Genomic DNA, 16092 nt, shown 5'->3' with positions numbered 1-16092 from the left:
GCTGACGGCTCACTCGCCTTTGCTGCGTGGGCCCGGGACTCCGCTCTCCGGGCCGCAGCCCCAGGGAGTCCCCACCCTGCGGATCCGCAGAACGCGAGGGAACCTCTGGAGGTACGTACATGTCCGGGACGACCACGGCCGCTGCGCGATGCCGTCGGGAGACCGGAGCCGGTGCCAACCGCTGGGTCGTTCTCGTCGTCCTGTGCGTCAGCCTGCTGCTGGTCGCCCTCGACGCCACCGTTCTCCACGTCGCGGTACCCGCCGTCACCGAGGACCTGAAGCCCGGCGCGATAGAACTGCTCTGGATCGTCGACGTCTATCCCCTCGTCTGCGCCTCGCTCCTCATCCTCTTCGGCACGCTCGGTGACCGGATCGGCCGCAGACGCGTGCTCCTCCTCGGGTACACCCTCTTTGGAGTCGCCTCGGGCATCGCGGCCTTCTCCGGGAACGCACAGCTCCTGATAGGCGCCCGTGCCCTGCTCGGTATCGGCGGCGCGATGATCATGCCCGCCACGCTGTCGATCCTGCGCGAGGTCTTCCCCGACCGGCGCGAGCGGGCGCTCGCGATCGGCATCTGGAGCGCCGTCGCCGCCGTCGGCGCGGCGGTCGGACCGCTCCTCGGCGGGTTCCTCCTCGAACACTTCTGGTGGGGCTCGGTCTTCCTCGTCAACATCCCGCTGATGATCATCAGCCTTCCGGTCGGGCGGCTGCTGCTGCCCGAGTCCCACGGCGACCGCGACGGTCCCTGGGACGTCGTCGGCGCGCTCATGGCCGCCGCCGGCCTGTTCGGAATCGTCCTCGGCGTGAAGCGTCTCGGCGGCGGTGAGGCGCCCTTCGGCCCCCTCACCCTCGGATCACTGCTCGTCGGCTCCGTGCTGATGGCCGTCTTCGTACGGCGCCAGCGGCGGCGCGCGCATCCCCTGGTCGACCTGCGCATGTTCGCGCGTCCGGCCTTCAGCACGTCGGTGGGGTGCATCGTCCTCGCGATGCTCGCGCTGGTGGGCCTGGAACTGATCGCCGCGCAGTACCTCCAGCTCGTACTCGGCCTCTCCCCCCTGCAGACCGGGCTGCGGCTGCTGCCGCTCACCATCGCGGCGATGGCCGCCGGTCTCGCGGGCGCGAAGCTGCTGCGCCGGTTCGGGCCGCGCGCGATGGTGTCCTTCGGGTTCTGTCTCACCGCGGCCGCCGTGGTCACCCTCACCGCCATGGGCGGCGACGACAACACCGGACTGCTGCTCTTCGGCTTCGTCCTGCTCGGCTTCGGCCTGGAGACCACCCTGTTCGGGGCGTACGAGTCCATGCTGAGCGAGGCGCCGCAGGCGCAGTCGGGCGGCGCCGCGGCGATCGGCGAGACCTCCTACCAACTGGGCGCCGGGATCGGGATCGCGCTGCTGGGAAGCGTGATGAACGCGGCGTACGCGCCCGGGCTGTCGTCCGTCCCCGGCGTCGGCGCGGCCGACTCGGCGGCGGCGGGACACTCGCTGGGCGAGGCGTACCAGGTCGCCGACCGCCTCGGAGGCGCGTCCGGCCGAGCCCTGCGGCACGCCGCCCGGGACTCCTTCGTGCACGGACTGCACGTGACGCTGCTGGTGAGCGCCGGCCTGCTGCTCCTCGGCGCCGTGATGGCCCTGCGGCTGCCGCGCGTCATGGACTGCGGGGCCCCCGCGGCGGGTACCGCCGGGATCCCGGCCCCGCGGGATGTCGCCGAGCCCCGCGAGATCCCCGAGACCACCCGGACCCCCGGGAGCTCCGAGATCCCCAAGATCCGGGAGGTGTCCGGAGTGCCCCGGCCCCCCGGCGCACCCGCGCTTCCCGAGGTCTCCGAGACCCGCGTCTCCGCCTAGGGCGACGCCGGCCGGGCGGGCCAGGCGTCGCCGGGCAGGCGAGACTTCGCGGGCACGACCCAGGGCGTCGCCGGACAGGCGGGACTCACCGGACCCGCCCCGGGCCGGGTGACGGGAATCGCCGGACCGGGCCGGGCCGGAGCCGCGCGGGAAGTGGCCTGGACTTGCGGGACGCCGCGTCGTAACGTCGGGCCGAGATCCTTGACTAGCGGTGCTAGTTATCACCCTGCCGGAGGCTGTCGTATGTCCGCGTCCTCGAAGCTGCCGTCCTTCGACCCCGCCGACCCGCTCGGGATCGACGACCTGCTGGACGCGGAGGACCTGGCCGTCCGTGACACCGTGCGGGCCTGGGCCGCGGACCGGGTGCTGCCGTACGTCGCCGAGTGGTACGAGAAGGGCGAGCTCCCCGGCATCCGGGAGCTGGCACGCGAACTCGGCGGGATCGGCGCCCTCGGCATGTCGCTCCAGGGGTACGGATGCGCCGGCGCCAGCGCGGTGCAGTACGGCCTCGCCTGTCTGGAGCTGGAGGCGGCCGACTCCGGGATCCGCTCGCTCGTCTCGGTGCAGGGCTCCCTGGCCATGTACGCCATCCACCGGTTCGGCAGCGAGGAGCAGAAGCAGACCTGGCTGCCCCGCATGGCCTCCGGCGAGATCATCGGATGCTTCGGACTGACCGAGCCCGACCACGGCTCCGACCCCGCCTCCATGCGCACCCACGCCAAGCGCGACGGCGGGGACTGGGTCCTGAACGGCCGCAAGATGTGGATCACCAACGGTTCCGTCGCCGGTGTCGCCGTCGTCTGGGCGCAGACCGACGACGGCATCCGCGGATTCGTCGTGCCCACCGACGTGCCCGGGTTCTCCGCCCCCGAGATCAAGCACAAGTGGTCCCTGCGGGCGAGCGTGACCAGCGAGCTCGTCCTCGACGACGTACGGCTGCCGGCCGACGCCGTCCTGCCCGACGTCGTCGGCCTCAAGGGCCCGCTCGGCTGCCTCTCGCACGCGCGGTACGGGATCGTGTGGGGCGCCATGGGCGCGGCACGGTCCAGCTTCGAGTCCGCCCTCGCCTACGCGCGGACGCGTGAGCAGTTCGGACGCCCCATCGGCGGCTTCCAGCTCACCCAGGCCAAACTCGCCGACATGGCCGTCGAACTGCACAAGGGCATCCTGCTCGCCCATCACCTGGGCCGCCGCATGGACGCGGGACGGCTGCGCCCCGAGCAGATCAGCTTCGGCAAGCTCAACAACGTGCGCGAGGCCATCGAGATCTGCCGTACCTCGCGCACGATCCTCGGTGCCAACGGGATCTCGCTGGAATACCCCGTCATGCGGCACGCCACGAACCTGGAGTCGGTGCTCACCTACGAGGGCACCGTCGAGATGCATCAGCTCGTGCTGGGCAAGGCGCTCACCGGGCTCGACGCCTTCCGGTGAAGAACCCGCCGGTGAAGCCCCGGTGAGGCAGGGCCGGTGAGCGGCCCTGCCTCAGCTCTGGTTGAAGAAGCCGTCCGTCTGACGGCCCGCGGCCTCGCCGCTGACGATCTCCGTGTGCGCCGGGGTCAGCAGGAAGACCCGGGTCGCCACCCGCTCGATGGTGCCGCGCAGGCCGAAGGTCAGGCCGGCCGCGAAGTCCACCACGCGCTTGGCGTCGGCGGCCTCCATGGACGTGAGGTTGATGATGACCGGGACGCCGTCCCGGAAGAGTTCGCCGATACCGCGTGCGTCCCGGAAGCTGTCCGGGGTGACCGTGCCGATCCGGCGGCCCTTCTCCTCCGCCGTCTCGGAAGCAACCTTCACGCGAGGGTCGGTGACCCAGGCGTCGCCGGAGTCCTGACCCTCGGCGTAGTCGTCGTCGTAGTAACGCTCGTCATCGTTGTCGTCGACGAGGCCAAGCCAGGCACTCGCCTTGCGCACCGATCCCATGGACGCCTCCTCTCACAGCGGTCTTTCGTGCTCCGCATCCCCATGGTCGTCCATGATGCGGATGTCGCGCCAAGTGGATAGACGCCGCGTGGGGGTTTCGTGACGGTACTGGTGCACAGCGGATCCGTCGAGAGCCCGCGCCCCCCAAGGGTCGTACGGGGTAAGGCTGCTGACTGAGAGTGAAATATGATTTCTCGCGGCGACCGGGTGACGAGCGGGGCGTACGGGTGAACGGGAGGGTCGATACGATGCCCGACCGCAATGTCGTACGGGTCACGGGGGAGTGTCGTGTTCGGAATCGTGAGGCCCTGCAGCCACCGGCTCGGTGAAGGGCTCAAGACGCAATGGATGGCGCATCTGTGCGGGCTCTGTCTCGCGCTGCGCGGGGACCACGGCCAGTTCGCGCGGGTGGTCACCAACTACGACGGCCTGCTGATATCGGTTCTGACGGAGGCTCAGGCGGAGAAGGCGACGGGATGGCGGCGCACCGCGGGCCCCTGTCCGCTGCGGGGCATGCGGACCGCGTCCGTCGCGCAGGGCGAGGGCGCGCGGCTCGCCGCCGCCGTCTCGCTGGTCCTCGCCTCGGCGAAGGTCCGTGACCATGTCGCCGACGGGGACGGGCTCCTGGCGCGCAGGCCGGTCGCGCTGGCCGCGCGCCGGGTGGCCACGAGCTGGGGCAGGGCCGGGGCGCGAACGGGAAGCGCCGTCGGCTTCGACACGGCCGTGCTCGTCGACGCGGTGGACCGGCAGCTCGGGATCGAGTCGCTCGCCGGGCCGGGAACGCCGTTGCTGACGGTCACGGAACCCACCGAGACCGCCACCGCCGCCGCCTTCGCGCACACCGCCGTCCTCGCCGGCCGCCCCGGCAACGCCGCGCCGCTGGCCGAGGCCGGACGGCTCTTCGGGCGGCTCGCGCATCTGCTGGACGCCGTGGAGGACAGGGCGTCAGACGCCGCGTCAGGAGCCTGGAACCCCCTCACCGCCACCGGTACCCCGCTCACCGAGGCCCGCAGGCTCGCCGACGACGCCCTGCACGGGATACGGCTCGCCCTGCGCGAGGCCGAGTTCACCGACGGCAGACTCGCGCACGTGCTGCTCGTCCACGAACTGGGCCGCTCGGTGGACCGCGCGTTCGGGACGTCGGGATGCGGGCACACCGCGGATGGGGCGCACGAACCGCACGGCTCCCTCGGCTCCGGCGCGGGCCCTCTCCTCGGCGGGCAGGGCTCCGCCGTCCTGCTCGCCCCCGAGGGTTCCTTCGGGCCGCCGCCCCAGCACGGCGGGAATCCGTACACCGGCGGCGGCAACCCCTTCGGCGGCGGGCCGTCCTTCCAGCCCCCCGCCCCGGGCAAGCGCGGATTCTGGGCCGGCTGCGCCGCGGCCGTCGGGCTGTGCTGCACCTGCAAGATGTGCTGCGCCGACGAGTACGAGGGTCCGTGGTCGCGCAAGAAGCGCGAAGGGTGCCTGAGCGACTGCGACTGCGACTGCGGTTGCTGCGAGGCGTGTCAGTGCTGCGAGTGCTGTGAGTGCTGCTCGTGCTGCGACTGCGGGTTGTGAGAAGCCCGGCCGTGCCGGTGTGAAAAAGTTGATCACATGACGACGGACGCATCCGAGGACTGGAAGCACTGGCAGGAGCACCGTGCGGCGACGGTGTCGGCGCCGTACGGGCCGCTCGCGCTCATCGGGACCCACTGGATCGAGGACTATCCGGAAGGGCGACTTCCGGACACTCCCGGGCATTGGGCGCTCAAGGGCGACCAAGTGGTCCTGACGGCGGTGGCCGAGGAGGGGCTCACGGTCGACGGCGAGCCCTTCACCGGCGACATCGTGCTGGACGCCGACTACGGAGGAGCCGACGGAGCCCGGGTCGCGCGCGGGGAGCGGCGGTTCGTCGTCCTGGTGCGCGAGGGGATCTGGGGCGTACGGGTCTACGATCCCGACGCGCCCACCCGGAAAGCCTTCGTGGGCATCGAGGCGACCCCCTACGACGAGCGCTGGGCGGTGCCCGGACACTTCACCCCGTACGGCGAGGGCCGCACCGTGCGGGTCGAGAACGCCGACGGTGTGACGCGCGGGCTCGCCCTCGGCGGCGTCCTCGCCTTCACCCTGGACGGGCAGGACCTCACCCTCCAGGTGTCGGTGGAGAGCGACGGCACGCTGTGGGCCGTCCTCGCCGACACCACCAGCGGGGACGGCAGTTACCGCTTCCGGTTCCTGCGACCCGCGGCGCCCGACGCCGAGGGGTGGACGACGGTGGACTTCAACCGGACCGTGCTTCCGCCGTGCGCGTTCGCGGATCATTTCGTCTGCCCGTTCCCGCCGCCCGGAAATACGCTGCGCGTGGCCGTCGCGGCCGGGGAGCGCCGACTGAGCTGAGGCCCCCGGGGCTCCCGAGGACTCGGGGGGAATCCGGCGTCTTCAGTGGTCCGATGATCAACCTCCTCCGTATGAGGGCAAGTTGAACGCTGCACGGCCGAAAGGCGCCCTTGCGCCTGTCGGCCGCGCAGCCGAATACTCCCCCTCAGCGCTTGTCAGGGGCATGGCTTGTTCGGAATCCGGACGGGCGGCTCCCGGCTGCGCCTCACGGGCCCCGACCCCACGACATGGGGCCCCTTACTTCCCTTCGGAGGAATGAAACGTGAGGATCAAGCGCACAACCCCCCGTGGTGGCATCGCGAGACGGAGCCGGCTGATCGCCGTTTCCACCGGACTCGTGGCCGCCGCAGCGTTCGCGGTCCCCAGCGCGAACGCGTCCGACGCCCAGACGTTCAGCGCCACCCAGCTCAGCAGCGTCAGGCAGTCGGTACTCACGTCCGATGTCGCGGGCACCGCCTGGGCGGTCGACGCCAAGACGAACCGCGTGGTCGTCACCGTCGACAGCACGGTCTCCAAGGCGGAGATCGCGAAGATCAAGCGGGACGCCGGCGGCAACGCGGCGGCACTCACGATCAAGCACACCCCCGGCACCTTCAAGAAGCTCATCAGCGGCGGCGACGCCATCTACGGCGGCGGCTACCGCTGTTCGCTCGGCTTCAACGTGCACAGCGGGAGCACCTACTACTTCCTGACCGCCGGCCACTGCGGTGAGGTCGCCTCCACCTGGTACTCCAACTCGGGCCAGACCACGAAGCTGGGCACGAACGTCAGCTACAGCTTCCCGACCAACGACTTCGCGCTGGTCCGCTACACCAACACCTCGGTCGCGCACCCGAGCGCGGTCGGCAGCCAGACGATCAGCAGCGCGGCCACGCCCAGCGTGGGCACGACGGTCTACCGGCGCGGCTCGACCACCGGTACGCACAGCGGCCGCGTCACCGCGCTGAACGCCACGGTCAACTACGGCAGTGGTGACGTCGTCTACGGCATGATCCAGACCACGGTCTGCGCCGAGGGCGGAGACAGCGGCGGTCCCCTGTACGGCGGCAGTGTGGCCTACGGCCTGACCTCCGGAGGCAGTGGCAACTGCACCTCCGGCGGTACGACCTTCTTCCAGCCGGTCACCGAGGCGCTCAGCTACTACGGCGTGAGCGTCGGCTGACCGTCCGGTCGCGCGACGGACCGGCCGTTCGTCGACCCTCGGCCGACAGGACCGGCACCCCCCACGGATTCCGCGCGACCGGACCCATGGCAGAAGGACCCAAGAGCGAGCCCCCGCACGCAACCGGCGTGCGGGGGCTCGTCCTTGTCCCGGCGAGTCCGCCCTCGGAGCGCGCGCTGCCCGACCGGGGGCAGGAGCCGATGACCGACGGCCCGGCGATCGGCTGGAGCGCGCGGACCGACCCGCGTCCGGGCGGTCCGCCGGGCGGAGCAACCGGTGCGGAAGCAACCGATGTGCGGGCGGGCCCTCTTGGGATCACTCCGTCCGGGGGCGATATCAAGACAGGCCCAGGTCCCCCGATCGTGACGGTGTGATGGAGGCTCAGTGTTTGCGGTGCGAATCCGTGGGCGTGACCATGCGCGGTCAAGACGTAGGACACGTACGGCTGTTGTCGTACAGGAGTCCTGAAGTCGACCTTGTGTGTTCCCTGTGCGTCTCGGAATAGTGGGTCGAGGAACAACTGGCATGGACGCGACGGTACGGACTTTTCCACCGTGCTCAGGGCCCATGCCGTACGCCTTCAGGTCCCGGAGGTCCCCACAACCTCCCGGACCGACCCCCCACAGGAGGACGTGAGTTGAAGCACCGACGCGTATCGAAGAGGCATGCCCTCATGACGGGTGCGGGCGTCACCGCGCTGATCGTCGCCGGCGTCACCTTCCAGACTGCGAACGCGAGCGAGGTCCCGAAGGGCTCCGCGCCGCACACCCTCTCCGTCACGGCGGCCGGAAAGCTCGCCTCGGCCCTCGGCGAGGACCTGGGCACCGACGCCGCGGGAACGTATTACGACGCGAAGTCCCGGCACCTCGTCGTCAACGTGCTCGACCAGGCCGCGGCCGAGACCGTCACGGCCGCCGGCGCCAAGGCCAGGATCGTCGAGAACTCCCTCGCCGAGCTGGCCGGCGCCCGCACCACGCTCAAGAAGGACGCGACCATCCCCGGTACGTCCTGGGCCACCGACCCGGAGACCAACCAGGTCGTCGTCACCGCCGACCGCACGGTCTCCGACGCCGAGTGGGCCAGACTCACCAAGGTCGTCGACGGACTCGGGGCCAAGGCCGAACTCAAGCGCACACAGGGAGAGTTCAAACCGTTCATCGCCGGCGGTGACGCCATCAGCGGTTCCGGCGGGCGCTGCTCGCTCGGCTTCAACGTGGTCAAGGGCGGGCAGCCGTACTTCATCACCGCCGGGCACTGCACCGCGGAGATCTCCACCTGGTCGGACTCCGACGGCAAGGAGATCGGCACGAACGAGCAGTCCAGCTTCCCCGACAACGACTTCGGCCTGGTCAAGTACACGGCGACCACGGACCACCCGAGCGAGGTCGACCTCTACAACGGCTCCACGCAGGCCATCACCAAGGCGGGCGACGCCACCGTCGGCATGAAGGTGACCCGCAGCGGCTCCACCACCCATGTGCACGACGGCACGGTCAAGGGCCTGGACGCCACCGTGAACTACGGCAACGGCGACGTCGTCAACGGTCTCATCCAGACCGACGTCTGCGCGGAGCCCGGCGACAGCGGCGGCTCGCTCTTCTCCGGCGACACCGCCATCGGCCTCACCTCCGGCGGCAGCGGTGACTGCACCGCGGGCGGCGAGACGTTCTTCCAGCCGGTGACCGAGGCGCTCTCGGCCTTCGGGGCCCAGATCGGCTGACCTTCCCGGTCCGGCCTTCCCGGTCAGGCCACCCCCGGGGAGGCGGAGCCCCGCTCCCGCGCATGTCGCGGGAGCGGGGCTCTTGGGTTTCCCGGCCCGGAAGCCCCATGCCGGAGGGGTACCGGCGCCGGCGCCCCGCCCGGCCGCCCCGCGGTCCGTGTCGTCCGGTGTTCGCGCAGGTGGGAGCGGGTCCGAGCAGATGTAGCACAAGTGTTCGAGAATTGGTCTATGGTGGGGGTGGGGTAACTGGGAACAAGTGTTCGAGAGCCATGAAGGCTCACAGGTCGGGAGGTGTGCGTGCCGGGATTCACGCATCTGCACACCGCCTCCGGGTTCTCCCTGCGCTACGGGGCCTCGCACCCGGAGCGCCTCGCCGAGCGCGCCGCAGAGCGGGGCATGGACGCCCTCGCGCTCACCGACCGGGACACCCTCGCGGGCTCGGTCCGGTTCGCCAAGGCCTGCGCGAAGGCGGGCATCCGCCCGCTGTTCGGCGTGGACCTGGCGGTCGGGGAACCCGTACGAGGGGAACGGCGCCGCACCCCGGTGCGCGGCGGTGCCTTCATCGACGAATCGACACCCCGGGCGACCTTCCTCGCCCGGGACGGAGCCGCCGGCTGGGCCGACCTCTGCAGAATCGTCACGGCGACGCATGCGGGCGGCAAGGCGGACGGGCCCCCGCTGCTGCCCTGGTCCGACAACCACGCCGAAGGCCTGACCGTACTGCTCGGCCCCGGCTCCGACGTCGGCCGCGCACTCGCCGCGGGCCGCCCCGACCGCGCGGCGGCGCTGCTCACGCCCTGGCGGGAGATCTACGGCGACGCCCTGCGCCTCGAAGCCGTCTGGCACGGCCGTCAGGGCACCGGCCCCGGCTCCCTGCGCCTGGCCGCCCGCACGGTCGGCTTCGCCGCCGAGCAGCGGGTGCGTCCCGTGCTCAGCAACGCCGTCCGGTACGCCGACGCCGGCCTCGGCCCGGTCGCCGACGTCCTGGACGCGGCCCGCCGGCTCGTCCCCGTCGACCCCCGGCGCGAGCTGGACTCCGGCGAGGCCTGGCTCAAGGACGAGGCCGCCATGCTGGCCGCCGCCGAACGGATCGTCGAGGCGGCGGGCTACCGCCGTGACACCGCGCACCGGCTGCTCGAACAGACCCGGGCCACCGCGGCCGCCTGCCGTGTCGACCCCGAGGACGACCTCGGCATCGGCGGCGTGCACTTCCCCGAACCGCGGCTCGTCGGCGCGGACCGGCGCACCGCCCAGCGCGTCCTCGCCTCCCGCGCGGCGGCGGGCATGGTGCGGCGCGGCTACGCCGGCCGGCGCGCGTACTGGGAGCGGATGCACCACGAGCTGGACATCATCGCCCACCACAACTTCGCCTCCTACTTCCTGACGGTCGCTCAGGTGGTGGACGACGTACGGGAGATGGGCATCCGGGTCGCGGCGCGCGGCTCGGGGGCCGGCTCCCTGGTCAACCACCTCCTCGGCATCGCGCACGCGGACCCCGTCGAACACCGGCTGCTGATGGAACGCTTCCTGTCCAAGCGCCGCCCGGTGCTGCCCGACATCGACATCGACGTGGAGTCCGCGCGCCGTATCGAGGTCTACCGCGCGATCATCGGCCGGTTCGGCACCGAGCGGGTCGCGACCGTCTCCATGCCCGAGACCTACCGCGTCCGGCACGCCGTGCGCGATGTCGGCGCCGCCCTCTCGCTGGACCCGGCCGAGATCGACCGGATCGCCAAGGCCTTCCCGCACATCCGGGCCCGTGACGCCCGCGCGGCCATGGAGGAACTCCCCGAACTGCGGGAGCTGGCGAGGGAGAAGGACAGATACGGCAAGCTGTGGGACCTCGTCGAATCCCTCGACGCCCTCCCGCGCGGTATCGCCATGCACCCGTGCGGGGTGCTCCTCTCCGACGCCTCCCTGCTCGCCCGTACGCCGGTCGTGCCGACCAGCGGCGAGGGCCTGCCGATGTCGCAGTTCGACAAGGAGGACGTCGAGGACCTCGGGTTGCTCAAGCTCGACGTGCTGGGCGTGCGGATGCAGTCCGCGATGGCGCACGCGGTGGCCGAGGTGGAGCGGGCCACGGGGGACCGGCCGGACATCGACGCGGTGGCACCGGGCGACCCGGCGACGTACCGGCTGATCCGGTCCACCGAGACGCTGGGCTGCTTCCAGATCGAGTCGCCGGGCCAGCGCGACCTGGTCGGACGGCTTCAGCCCGCCACCTTCCACGACCTCGTCGTCGACATCTCGCTCTTCCGGCCGGGGCCGGTCGCCGCCGACATGGTGCGGCCGTTCATCGAGGCGCGGCACGGCCGGGCGCCGGTCCGCTACCCGCACCCCGACCTGGAGGAGCCGCTGAGGGAGACGTACGGGGTCGTCGTCTTCCACGAGCAGATCATCGACATCGTCGACATCATGACCGGCTGCGGCCGCGACGAGGCGGACCGGGTGCGGCGCGGGCTCTCCGACCCCGAGTCGCAGGGGCGCATCCGGTTCTGGTTCGCCCAGCACGCGGCGGCGAAGGGATACGACGCCGAGACCGTCGCGCGTACCTGGGAGATCGTCGAGGCCTTCGGGTCGTACGGCTTCTGCAAGGCGCACGCCGTCGCCTTCGCCGTCCCGACGTACCAGTCCGCGTGGCTGAAGGCCCATCATCCGGCCGCCTTCTACGCGGGGCTGCTCACGCACGACCCCGGGATGTACCCGAAGCGACTGCTGCTGGCGGACGCGCGGCGGCGCGGGGTGCCGATCCTGCCGCTGGACGTGAACCGGTCGGCGGTCGCTCATCGGATCGAACTGGTGTCTGATTCAGGGGCGGGGTCGGGGTCGGGGTCTGGAGCTGGGGTGGAGTCCAGGGCTGGGTCTGCGATTGGGATGGAGGCCGGGGCTGAGGCGGGGGTGGAGTCGAGGTCGGAGTCCGGGTCGGGGCTGGAGTCTCGGTCCGGTGCCGGTGCCGGTGCCGGGGTCGGGGTCGGGGTCGGGGCCGGTGGTTCCGGCGGTCGCTGGGGTGTCCGGCTGGCGCTCTCCGACGTGCACGGCATCAGCGAGGCCGAGGCGGCGCGCATCGCGGACGGACAGCCGTACGCCTCGCTGCTCGACTTCTGGGAACGGGCCCGGCCGAGCCGACCGCTCGCCCAACGGCTCGCACAGGTCGGCGCGCTGGACGCGTTCGGCGCCAACCGCCGTGACCTGCAACTCCACTTGACCGAACTGCACCGCGGCTCACGGGGCGCCGGCGGCGGCCAACTCCCGCTGGCCGGGGGGCGGAACACCGCCTCGGCCGGGCTGCCCGACCTGTCCTCGGCGGAGCGGCTGAGCGCCGAACTGGGCGTGCTCTCGATGGACGCCTCGCGGAACCTGATGGACGACCACCGTGCGTTCCTGGGGGAGCTGGGCGTGGTCACGGCACGTCGGCTGCGCGAGGCGCGGCACGGGGAGACGGTCCTGGTCGCGGGTGCCAAGGCGGCCACCCAGACCCCGCCGATCCGCTCCGGCAAGCGGGTCATCTTCAGCACGCTGGACGACGGGACGGGCCTGGTCGACCTCGCCTTCTTCGACGACTCCCACGACGCCTGCGCCCACACCGTCTTCCACTCCTGGCTGCTGCTCGTGCGCGGAGTGGTGCAGCGCCGCGGCCCGCGCAGCCTCAGCGTGGTGGGCGCGGCGGCCTGGAACCTCGCCGAACTGGCCGAGCTGCGCGCCGAGGGCGGCCTCGACGTGGTGGCGGCGCGACTGGCCGAACCCGCGTCGCGGAGGCCGGGGGAGCCGGACGGACCGGGAGAGCCGGGGGAGTCGAGCGGTCCGGGTGAGCCGGGCGGTCCGCGCGGATCGCGGCGGCCGGGACCGTCGGGCGACGGCGGCCCGTCCGGCGATGGCGGTCCGTCCGCTGACGGCGGCCGGTCCGGGGGCCGGACGATCCGGATGCCCACGGGGTACGAGATGCACCCCTGGGCCGATCTGCGTCCCGCGGGCGAAGGGCCCGCGGGTGGAAAGAAGTTGTGGCACCAGAGCCCGGGGAGTGCGGGATGACCATCCTCTGCGTACGTTTCAAGCTGCCTCCGATGTACGAGGCCGCCCTGCCCCGACTCCTCGGCGTCCTGGAGGAGTTCACCCCTGTCGTCGAGGCGCTGCCACCCGACGGCGCCCTGCTCGATCTGCGGGGTGCCGAGCGGTACTTCGGGCGCGGCACCGTCGAGTTCGCCTCGCTCATCCGGGTGCGGACCCTCGCCCTGCACGGGATCGACTGCGTGATCGGCGCCGGGCCCGGACCGATGCTGGCGCGGATGGCACTGCGGGACGCCGTGCCCGGCGTGCCCCGGGTGGTGCCCGAAGAGCCGGACGCCGTCGCGGAGTTCCTCGCCGGCCGGCCCGTCGCCGCGCTGCCCGGCGTCGGCGGTGCCACCGCGCGCACCCTGTGCGAGTACGGCCTCGACACCATCGGCAAGGTCGCGGCCGCGCCCCTGTCCACCCTTCAGCGTCTCACCGGTGCCCGGCCCGGCCGCGAACTGCGCGAGAAGGCGTCCGGCATCGACCGCGGCCGGGTCGTGCCGAACGCCACCTCGCGCTCTCTGGCCGCCGAACGAGCCTTCCGGAGCGACGAGTTGGATCCGGTCCAGCACCGCCGGGCGTTGCTCTCCGTGACCGAGGAGCTCGGCAGCCGGCTGCGCTCCCTGGAGAAGGTCTGCCGCACGCTGACCCTCACCGTGCGGTACGCCGACCGCTCCGCGACCACCCGCGGCCGTACCCTCAAGGAGGCGACCGCCCACTCCCCGACGCTGACCGGCACCGCGTACCGCATGTACGAGGCGCTCGGCCTCCAGCGCGCCAGGGTCCGTGTGATCGCCCTGCGCGCCGAGGGGCTGACCTCCGCGGAACAGGCCTCCCACCAGCTCACCTTCGACCCGGTCGACGAGAAGGTCCGCCGTATCGAGGAGGTCGCCGACCGGGCGCGGGCGCGGTTCGGCCCGCACGTGATCGGCCCGGGGACGCTGGCCGCGTAGGAGCCCCGGGCCCTAGTTGGCCCAGGGCGGGGTGAGGGTCGTGCCGTCGGCCAGCTCAGCGCGGAGGCCGATGGACGTGGTGACCCAGGAGAGCGCGGCCTCCTGGGTCGGGTTCTCGATGCCGAGGACCGCGCCCGGCGTGATGATCACGGTGTCCCCCGCGGTGATCCGCTCGGTGCGGCCGTCGAGGGTGACCAGCAGTTCCCCGGAGAGGAGATGGAAGATCTCCTCGCGGTTGACGGTGTGCACGGGGGCCTGATGCCCCGCGGGGATCTCCGCGCGCCAGGCGCACAGCTCCTTGCTGCCGCTGCGGGGAGCGGCGTACGAGGTGAAACGGGCGCCGTGGACCTCGTGGACGACGGCTTCGGACGAACGGACGACGGGCACGGGTGCCTCCGGAATCGGCGGGGTGTCCGGCCAAGGGCTCGGAATATGGTCAACCTGCTTGACTACTTGCTCCAGGGAGATGGTCAAGCAGCTTGACCGAATAGTCAAGGGTGTTTGAATGCGTGCGTGCAGAACTCCGAGGCCATGGCCCTGTCCGCCGCCCTGCTCGCCGCCGCCGGCGAGCTCACGCAACGTATCCACGAGGGTGTGGTCGCCCGGGGGTTCGAGGGGGTGCGGCCCGCGCACGGCTTCGCCTTCGCGCGGCTCGCGCCGGGCGGGGCGACCGTCACCGAGGTCGCGGCCCATCTGGGGGTCACCAAGCAGGCCGCCAGTCAGCTCGTCGAGGAGCTCGTCCGCAAGGGGTACGTGGAGCGGCGGCCGCACCCCGACGACGCGCGGGCCCGGCTCCTCGTGCTCACCGAACTCGGATGGGCCTGCACCCGGGCGGCGGAAGAGGCGGCCGCGGACGCCGTCCGGGCGTGGGCCGAAGTGCTGGGGGAGGGTGAAATGCGCGCGTTGTGCGCGCGTTTGGCGAGCATCGCGCCCTACGGTCCCATCAGGCCCGCCTGGTGACGCTCGGTCACCGTCGGCGGCCGCCTGGTTATCACTGAAAGTTTTTACTGACGCGTAACTTCACACGTCTGCTACTCGACCGTAACTTGACGAGTGAACAGCATCCTCGTGATCCGGATCACTGGGCGTACACCCCCACAACTCCCTTGAGCCGCAAGGAGATCACCCGATGCTGCCCTGGAAGCGAGTGCTCAGACCCCTGGCCGCGCTGATCCTGACCGCCACGGTCGCGGTCGTCCCCGCTGCCACAGCACAAGCTGATTCCGCCCCCAGCAGTGGCTGGAACAACTACTCCTGCAAGCCCTCCACCACGCACCCCCGCCCCGTCGTCCTCGTCCACGGCACCTTCGGGAACTCCGTCGACAACTGGCTGGCCCTCGCCCCCTACCTGACCAGCCGCGGGTACTGCGTCTTCTCCCTCGACTACGGGCAACTGCCCGGCGTCCCCCTGTTCAACGGTCTCGGCCCCATCGACAAGTCGGCCGCGCAGCTCCAGGTCTTCGTCGACAAGGTCCTCGCCGCGACCGGCACCGCCAAGGTCGACGTGGTGGGCCACTCGCAGGGCGGCATGATGCCCCGCTACTACCTCAAGTTCCTCGGCGGAGCCGCCAAGGTGAACGCCCTCGTCGGTCTCGCCCCCGACAACCACGGCACGACCCTCAACGGACTCACCAAACTGCTCCCGTACTTCCCGGGCGCGGAGGACCTGCTGACCACGGCGACCCCGGGACTCGCGGACCAGATCGCCGGTTCGGCGTTCATGACCAAGCTCAACGAGGGCGGCGACACCGTCCCCGGCGTCCACTACACGGTCATCGCCACCAAGTACGACGAGGTGGTCACGCCGTACAGCTCCGGGTTCCTGAGCGGATCCGACGTCCACAACGTCCTGTTGCAGAACCTGTGCGGGCTCGACCTCTCCGAGCACGTGGCCATCGGGATCTTCGACCGGATCGCGTACCACGAGGTGGCGAACGCGCTCGACCCGGCGCACGCGACCACCACCAACTGCGCCTCGGTCTTCAGCTGACCGGCTCGGCGGACCACTCGTCCATGACGGTCCGCCCGAGCGCCCCGGCGTGACCGTCCGTCCGCGTTCCCCCTGCG

12 protein-coding genes are annotated in these 16092 nt (G+C 71.7%); 10 read left to right on the top strand and 2 right to left on the bottom strand.

Translation table 11 applies throughout. From position 1 onward, the window contains the following. The first annotated feature begins 119 nt into the window (after positions 1–119). Both ACFRIC_RS24940 and ACFRIC_RS24935 read left to right on the top strand, forming a co-directional pair. The gene (locus tag ACFRIC_RS24940; RefSeq protein ID WP_382789459.1) at positions 120–1844 is read left to right on the top strand and encodes an MFS transporter; all 1725 of its coding nucleotides are present in this window, start codon (positions 120–122) and stop codon (positions 1842–1844) included. A gap of 243 nt (positions 1845–2087) precedes the next feature. Next, the gene (locus tag ACFRIC_RS24935) at positions 2088–3278 is read left to right on the top strand and encodes an acyl-CoA dehydrogenase family protein (protein WP_382789457.1); all 1191 of its coding nucleotides are present in this window, start codon (positions 2088–2090) and stop codon (positions 3276–3278) included. Between the two features lie 51 nt (positions 3279–3329). Here ACFRIC_RS24935 and ACFRIC_RS24930 read toward each other — a convergent pair whose 3' ends face one another. Next, positions 3330–3767, bottom strand: a complete 438-nt coding sequence (locus tag ACFRIC_RS24930) for a cell division protein SepF (protein WP_037628578.1) — start codon at positions 3765–3767, stop codon at positions 3330–3332. 288 nt (positions 3768–4055) lie between these two features. Here ACFRIC_RS24930 and ACFRIC_RS24925 point away from each other — a divergent pair, with 288 nt between their 5' ends. From ACFRIC_RS24925 to ACFRIC_RS24900, 6 genes are all read left to right on the top strand, one after another. Continuing rightward, positions 4056–5324, top strand: a complete 1269-nt coding sequence (locus ACFRIC_RS24925) for a DUF5685 family protein (RefSeq protein WP_382789455.1) — start codon at positions 4056–4058, stop codon at positions 5322–5324. Between the two features lie 36 nt (positions 5325–5360). After that, positions 5361–6143 carry a DUF1684 domain-containing protein gene (locus tag ACFRIC_RS24920; RefSeq protein WP_382789453.1) on the top strand — a complete coding sequence of 261 codons (783 nt, stop codon included), beginning with the start codon at positions 5361–5363 and terminating at the stop codon, positions 6141–6143. A gap of 262 nt (positions 6144–6405) precedes the next feature. After that, positions 6406–7305, top strand: coding sequence for a S1 family peptidase (locus ACFRIC_RS24915; protein WP_382789451.1), 900 nt, complete (start codon positions 6406–6408; stop codon positions 7303–7305). Positions 7306–7978: 673 nt separating this feature from the next. Further along, positions 7979–9025, top strand: a complete 1047-nt coding sequence (locus ACFRIC_RS24910; protein WP_382789449.1) for a S1 family peptidase — start codon at positions 7979–7981, stop codon at positions 9023–9025. Between the two features lie 297 nt (positions 9026–9322). Further along, positions 9323–13054: a DNA polymerase III subunit alpha gene (locus tag ACFRIC_RS24905; RefSeq protein WP_382789446.1), complete on the top strand. Its 3732-nt coding sequence runs from the start codon at positions 9323–9325 to the stop codon at positions 13052–13054. After that, positions 13051–14025: a hypothetical protein gene (locus ACFRIC_RS24900; RefSeq protein WP_382789443.1), complete on the top strand. Its 975-nt coding sequence runs from the start codon at positions 13051–13053 to the stop codon at positions 14023–14025. The genes ACFRIC_RS24905 and ACFRIC_RS24900 overlap by 4 nt, the downstream gene beginning before the upstream one ends. Positions 14026–14037: 12 nt before the next feature. Here ACFRIC_RS24900 and ACFRIC_RS24895 read toward each other — a convergent pair whose 3' ends face one another. Then, positions 14038–14412 (bottom strand): cupin domain-containing protein, encoded by a 375-nt coding sequence (locus ACFRIC_RS24895; protein WP_382789440.1) that lies wholly within the window; start codon positions 14410–14412, stop codon positions 14038–14040. Between the two features lie 126 nt (positions 14413–14538). Here ACFRIC_RS24895 and ACFRIC_RS24890 point away from each other — a divergent pair, with 126 nt between their 5' ends. Together ACFRIC_RS24890 and ACFRIC_RS24885 are read left to right on the top strand one after the other, a co-directional pair. Next, positions 14539–14985, top strand: a complete 447-nt coding sequence (locus ACFRIC_RS24890) for a MarR family winged helix-turn-helix transcriptional regulator (RefSeq protein ID WP_382789437.1) — start codon at positions 14539–14541, stop codon at positions 14983–14985. Positions 14986–15154: 169 nt separating this feature from the next. Then, entirely contained in the window at positions 15155–16015 is an 861-nt protein-coding gene (locus ACFRIC_RS24885) for an esterase/lipase family protein (RefSeq protein ID WP_382789434.1), read from the top strand. The last annotated feature ends 77 nt before the right edge of the window (positions 16016–16092 follow it).

It is taken from the genome of Streptomyces sp. NPDC056738 (assembly GCF_042790435.1).
Taxonomy (GTDB): Bacteria; Actinomycetota; Actinomycetes; order Streptomycetales; family Streptomycetaceae; genus Streptomyces.
This window is presented reverse-complemented; position numbering and strand designations above follow the sequence as displayed.

Bases quoted from the DNA above. Each gene is read 5' to 3' on its own strand.
- ACFRIC_RS24940 (WP_382789459.1), top strand. From the start codon at position 120: ATGTCCGGGACGACCACGGCCGCTGCGCGATGCCGTCGGGAGACCGGA.
- ACFRIC_RS24935 (WP_382789457.1), top strand. From the start codon at position 2,088: ATGTCCGCGTCCTCGAAGCTGCCGTCCTTCGACCCCGCCGACCCGCTC.
- ACFRIC_RS24930 (WP_037628578.1), bottom strand. From the start codon at position 3,767: ATGGGATCGGTGCGCAAGGCGAGTGCCTGGCTTGGCCTCGTCGACGAC.
- ACFRIC_RS24920 (WP_382789453.1), top strand. From the start codon at position 5,361: ATGACGACGGACGCATCCGAGGACTGGAAGCACTGGCAGGAGCACCGT.
- ACFRIC_RS24910 (WP_382789449.1), top strand. From the start codon at position 7,979: ATGACGGGTGCGGGCGTCACCGCGCTGATCGTCGCCGGCGTCACCTTC.
- ACFRIC_RS24900 (WP_382789443.1), top strand. From the start codon at position 13,051: ATGACCATCCTCTGCGTACGTTTCAAGCTGCCTCCGATGTACGAGGCC.
- ACFRIC_RS24885 (WP_382789434.1), top strand. From the start codon at position 15,155: ATGCTGCCCTGGAAGCGAGTGCTCAGACCCCTGGCCGCGCTGATCCTG.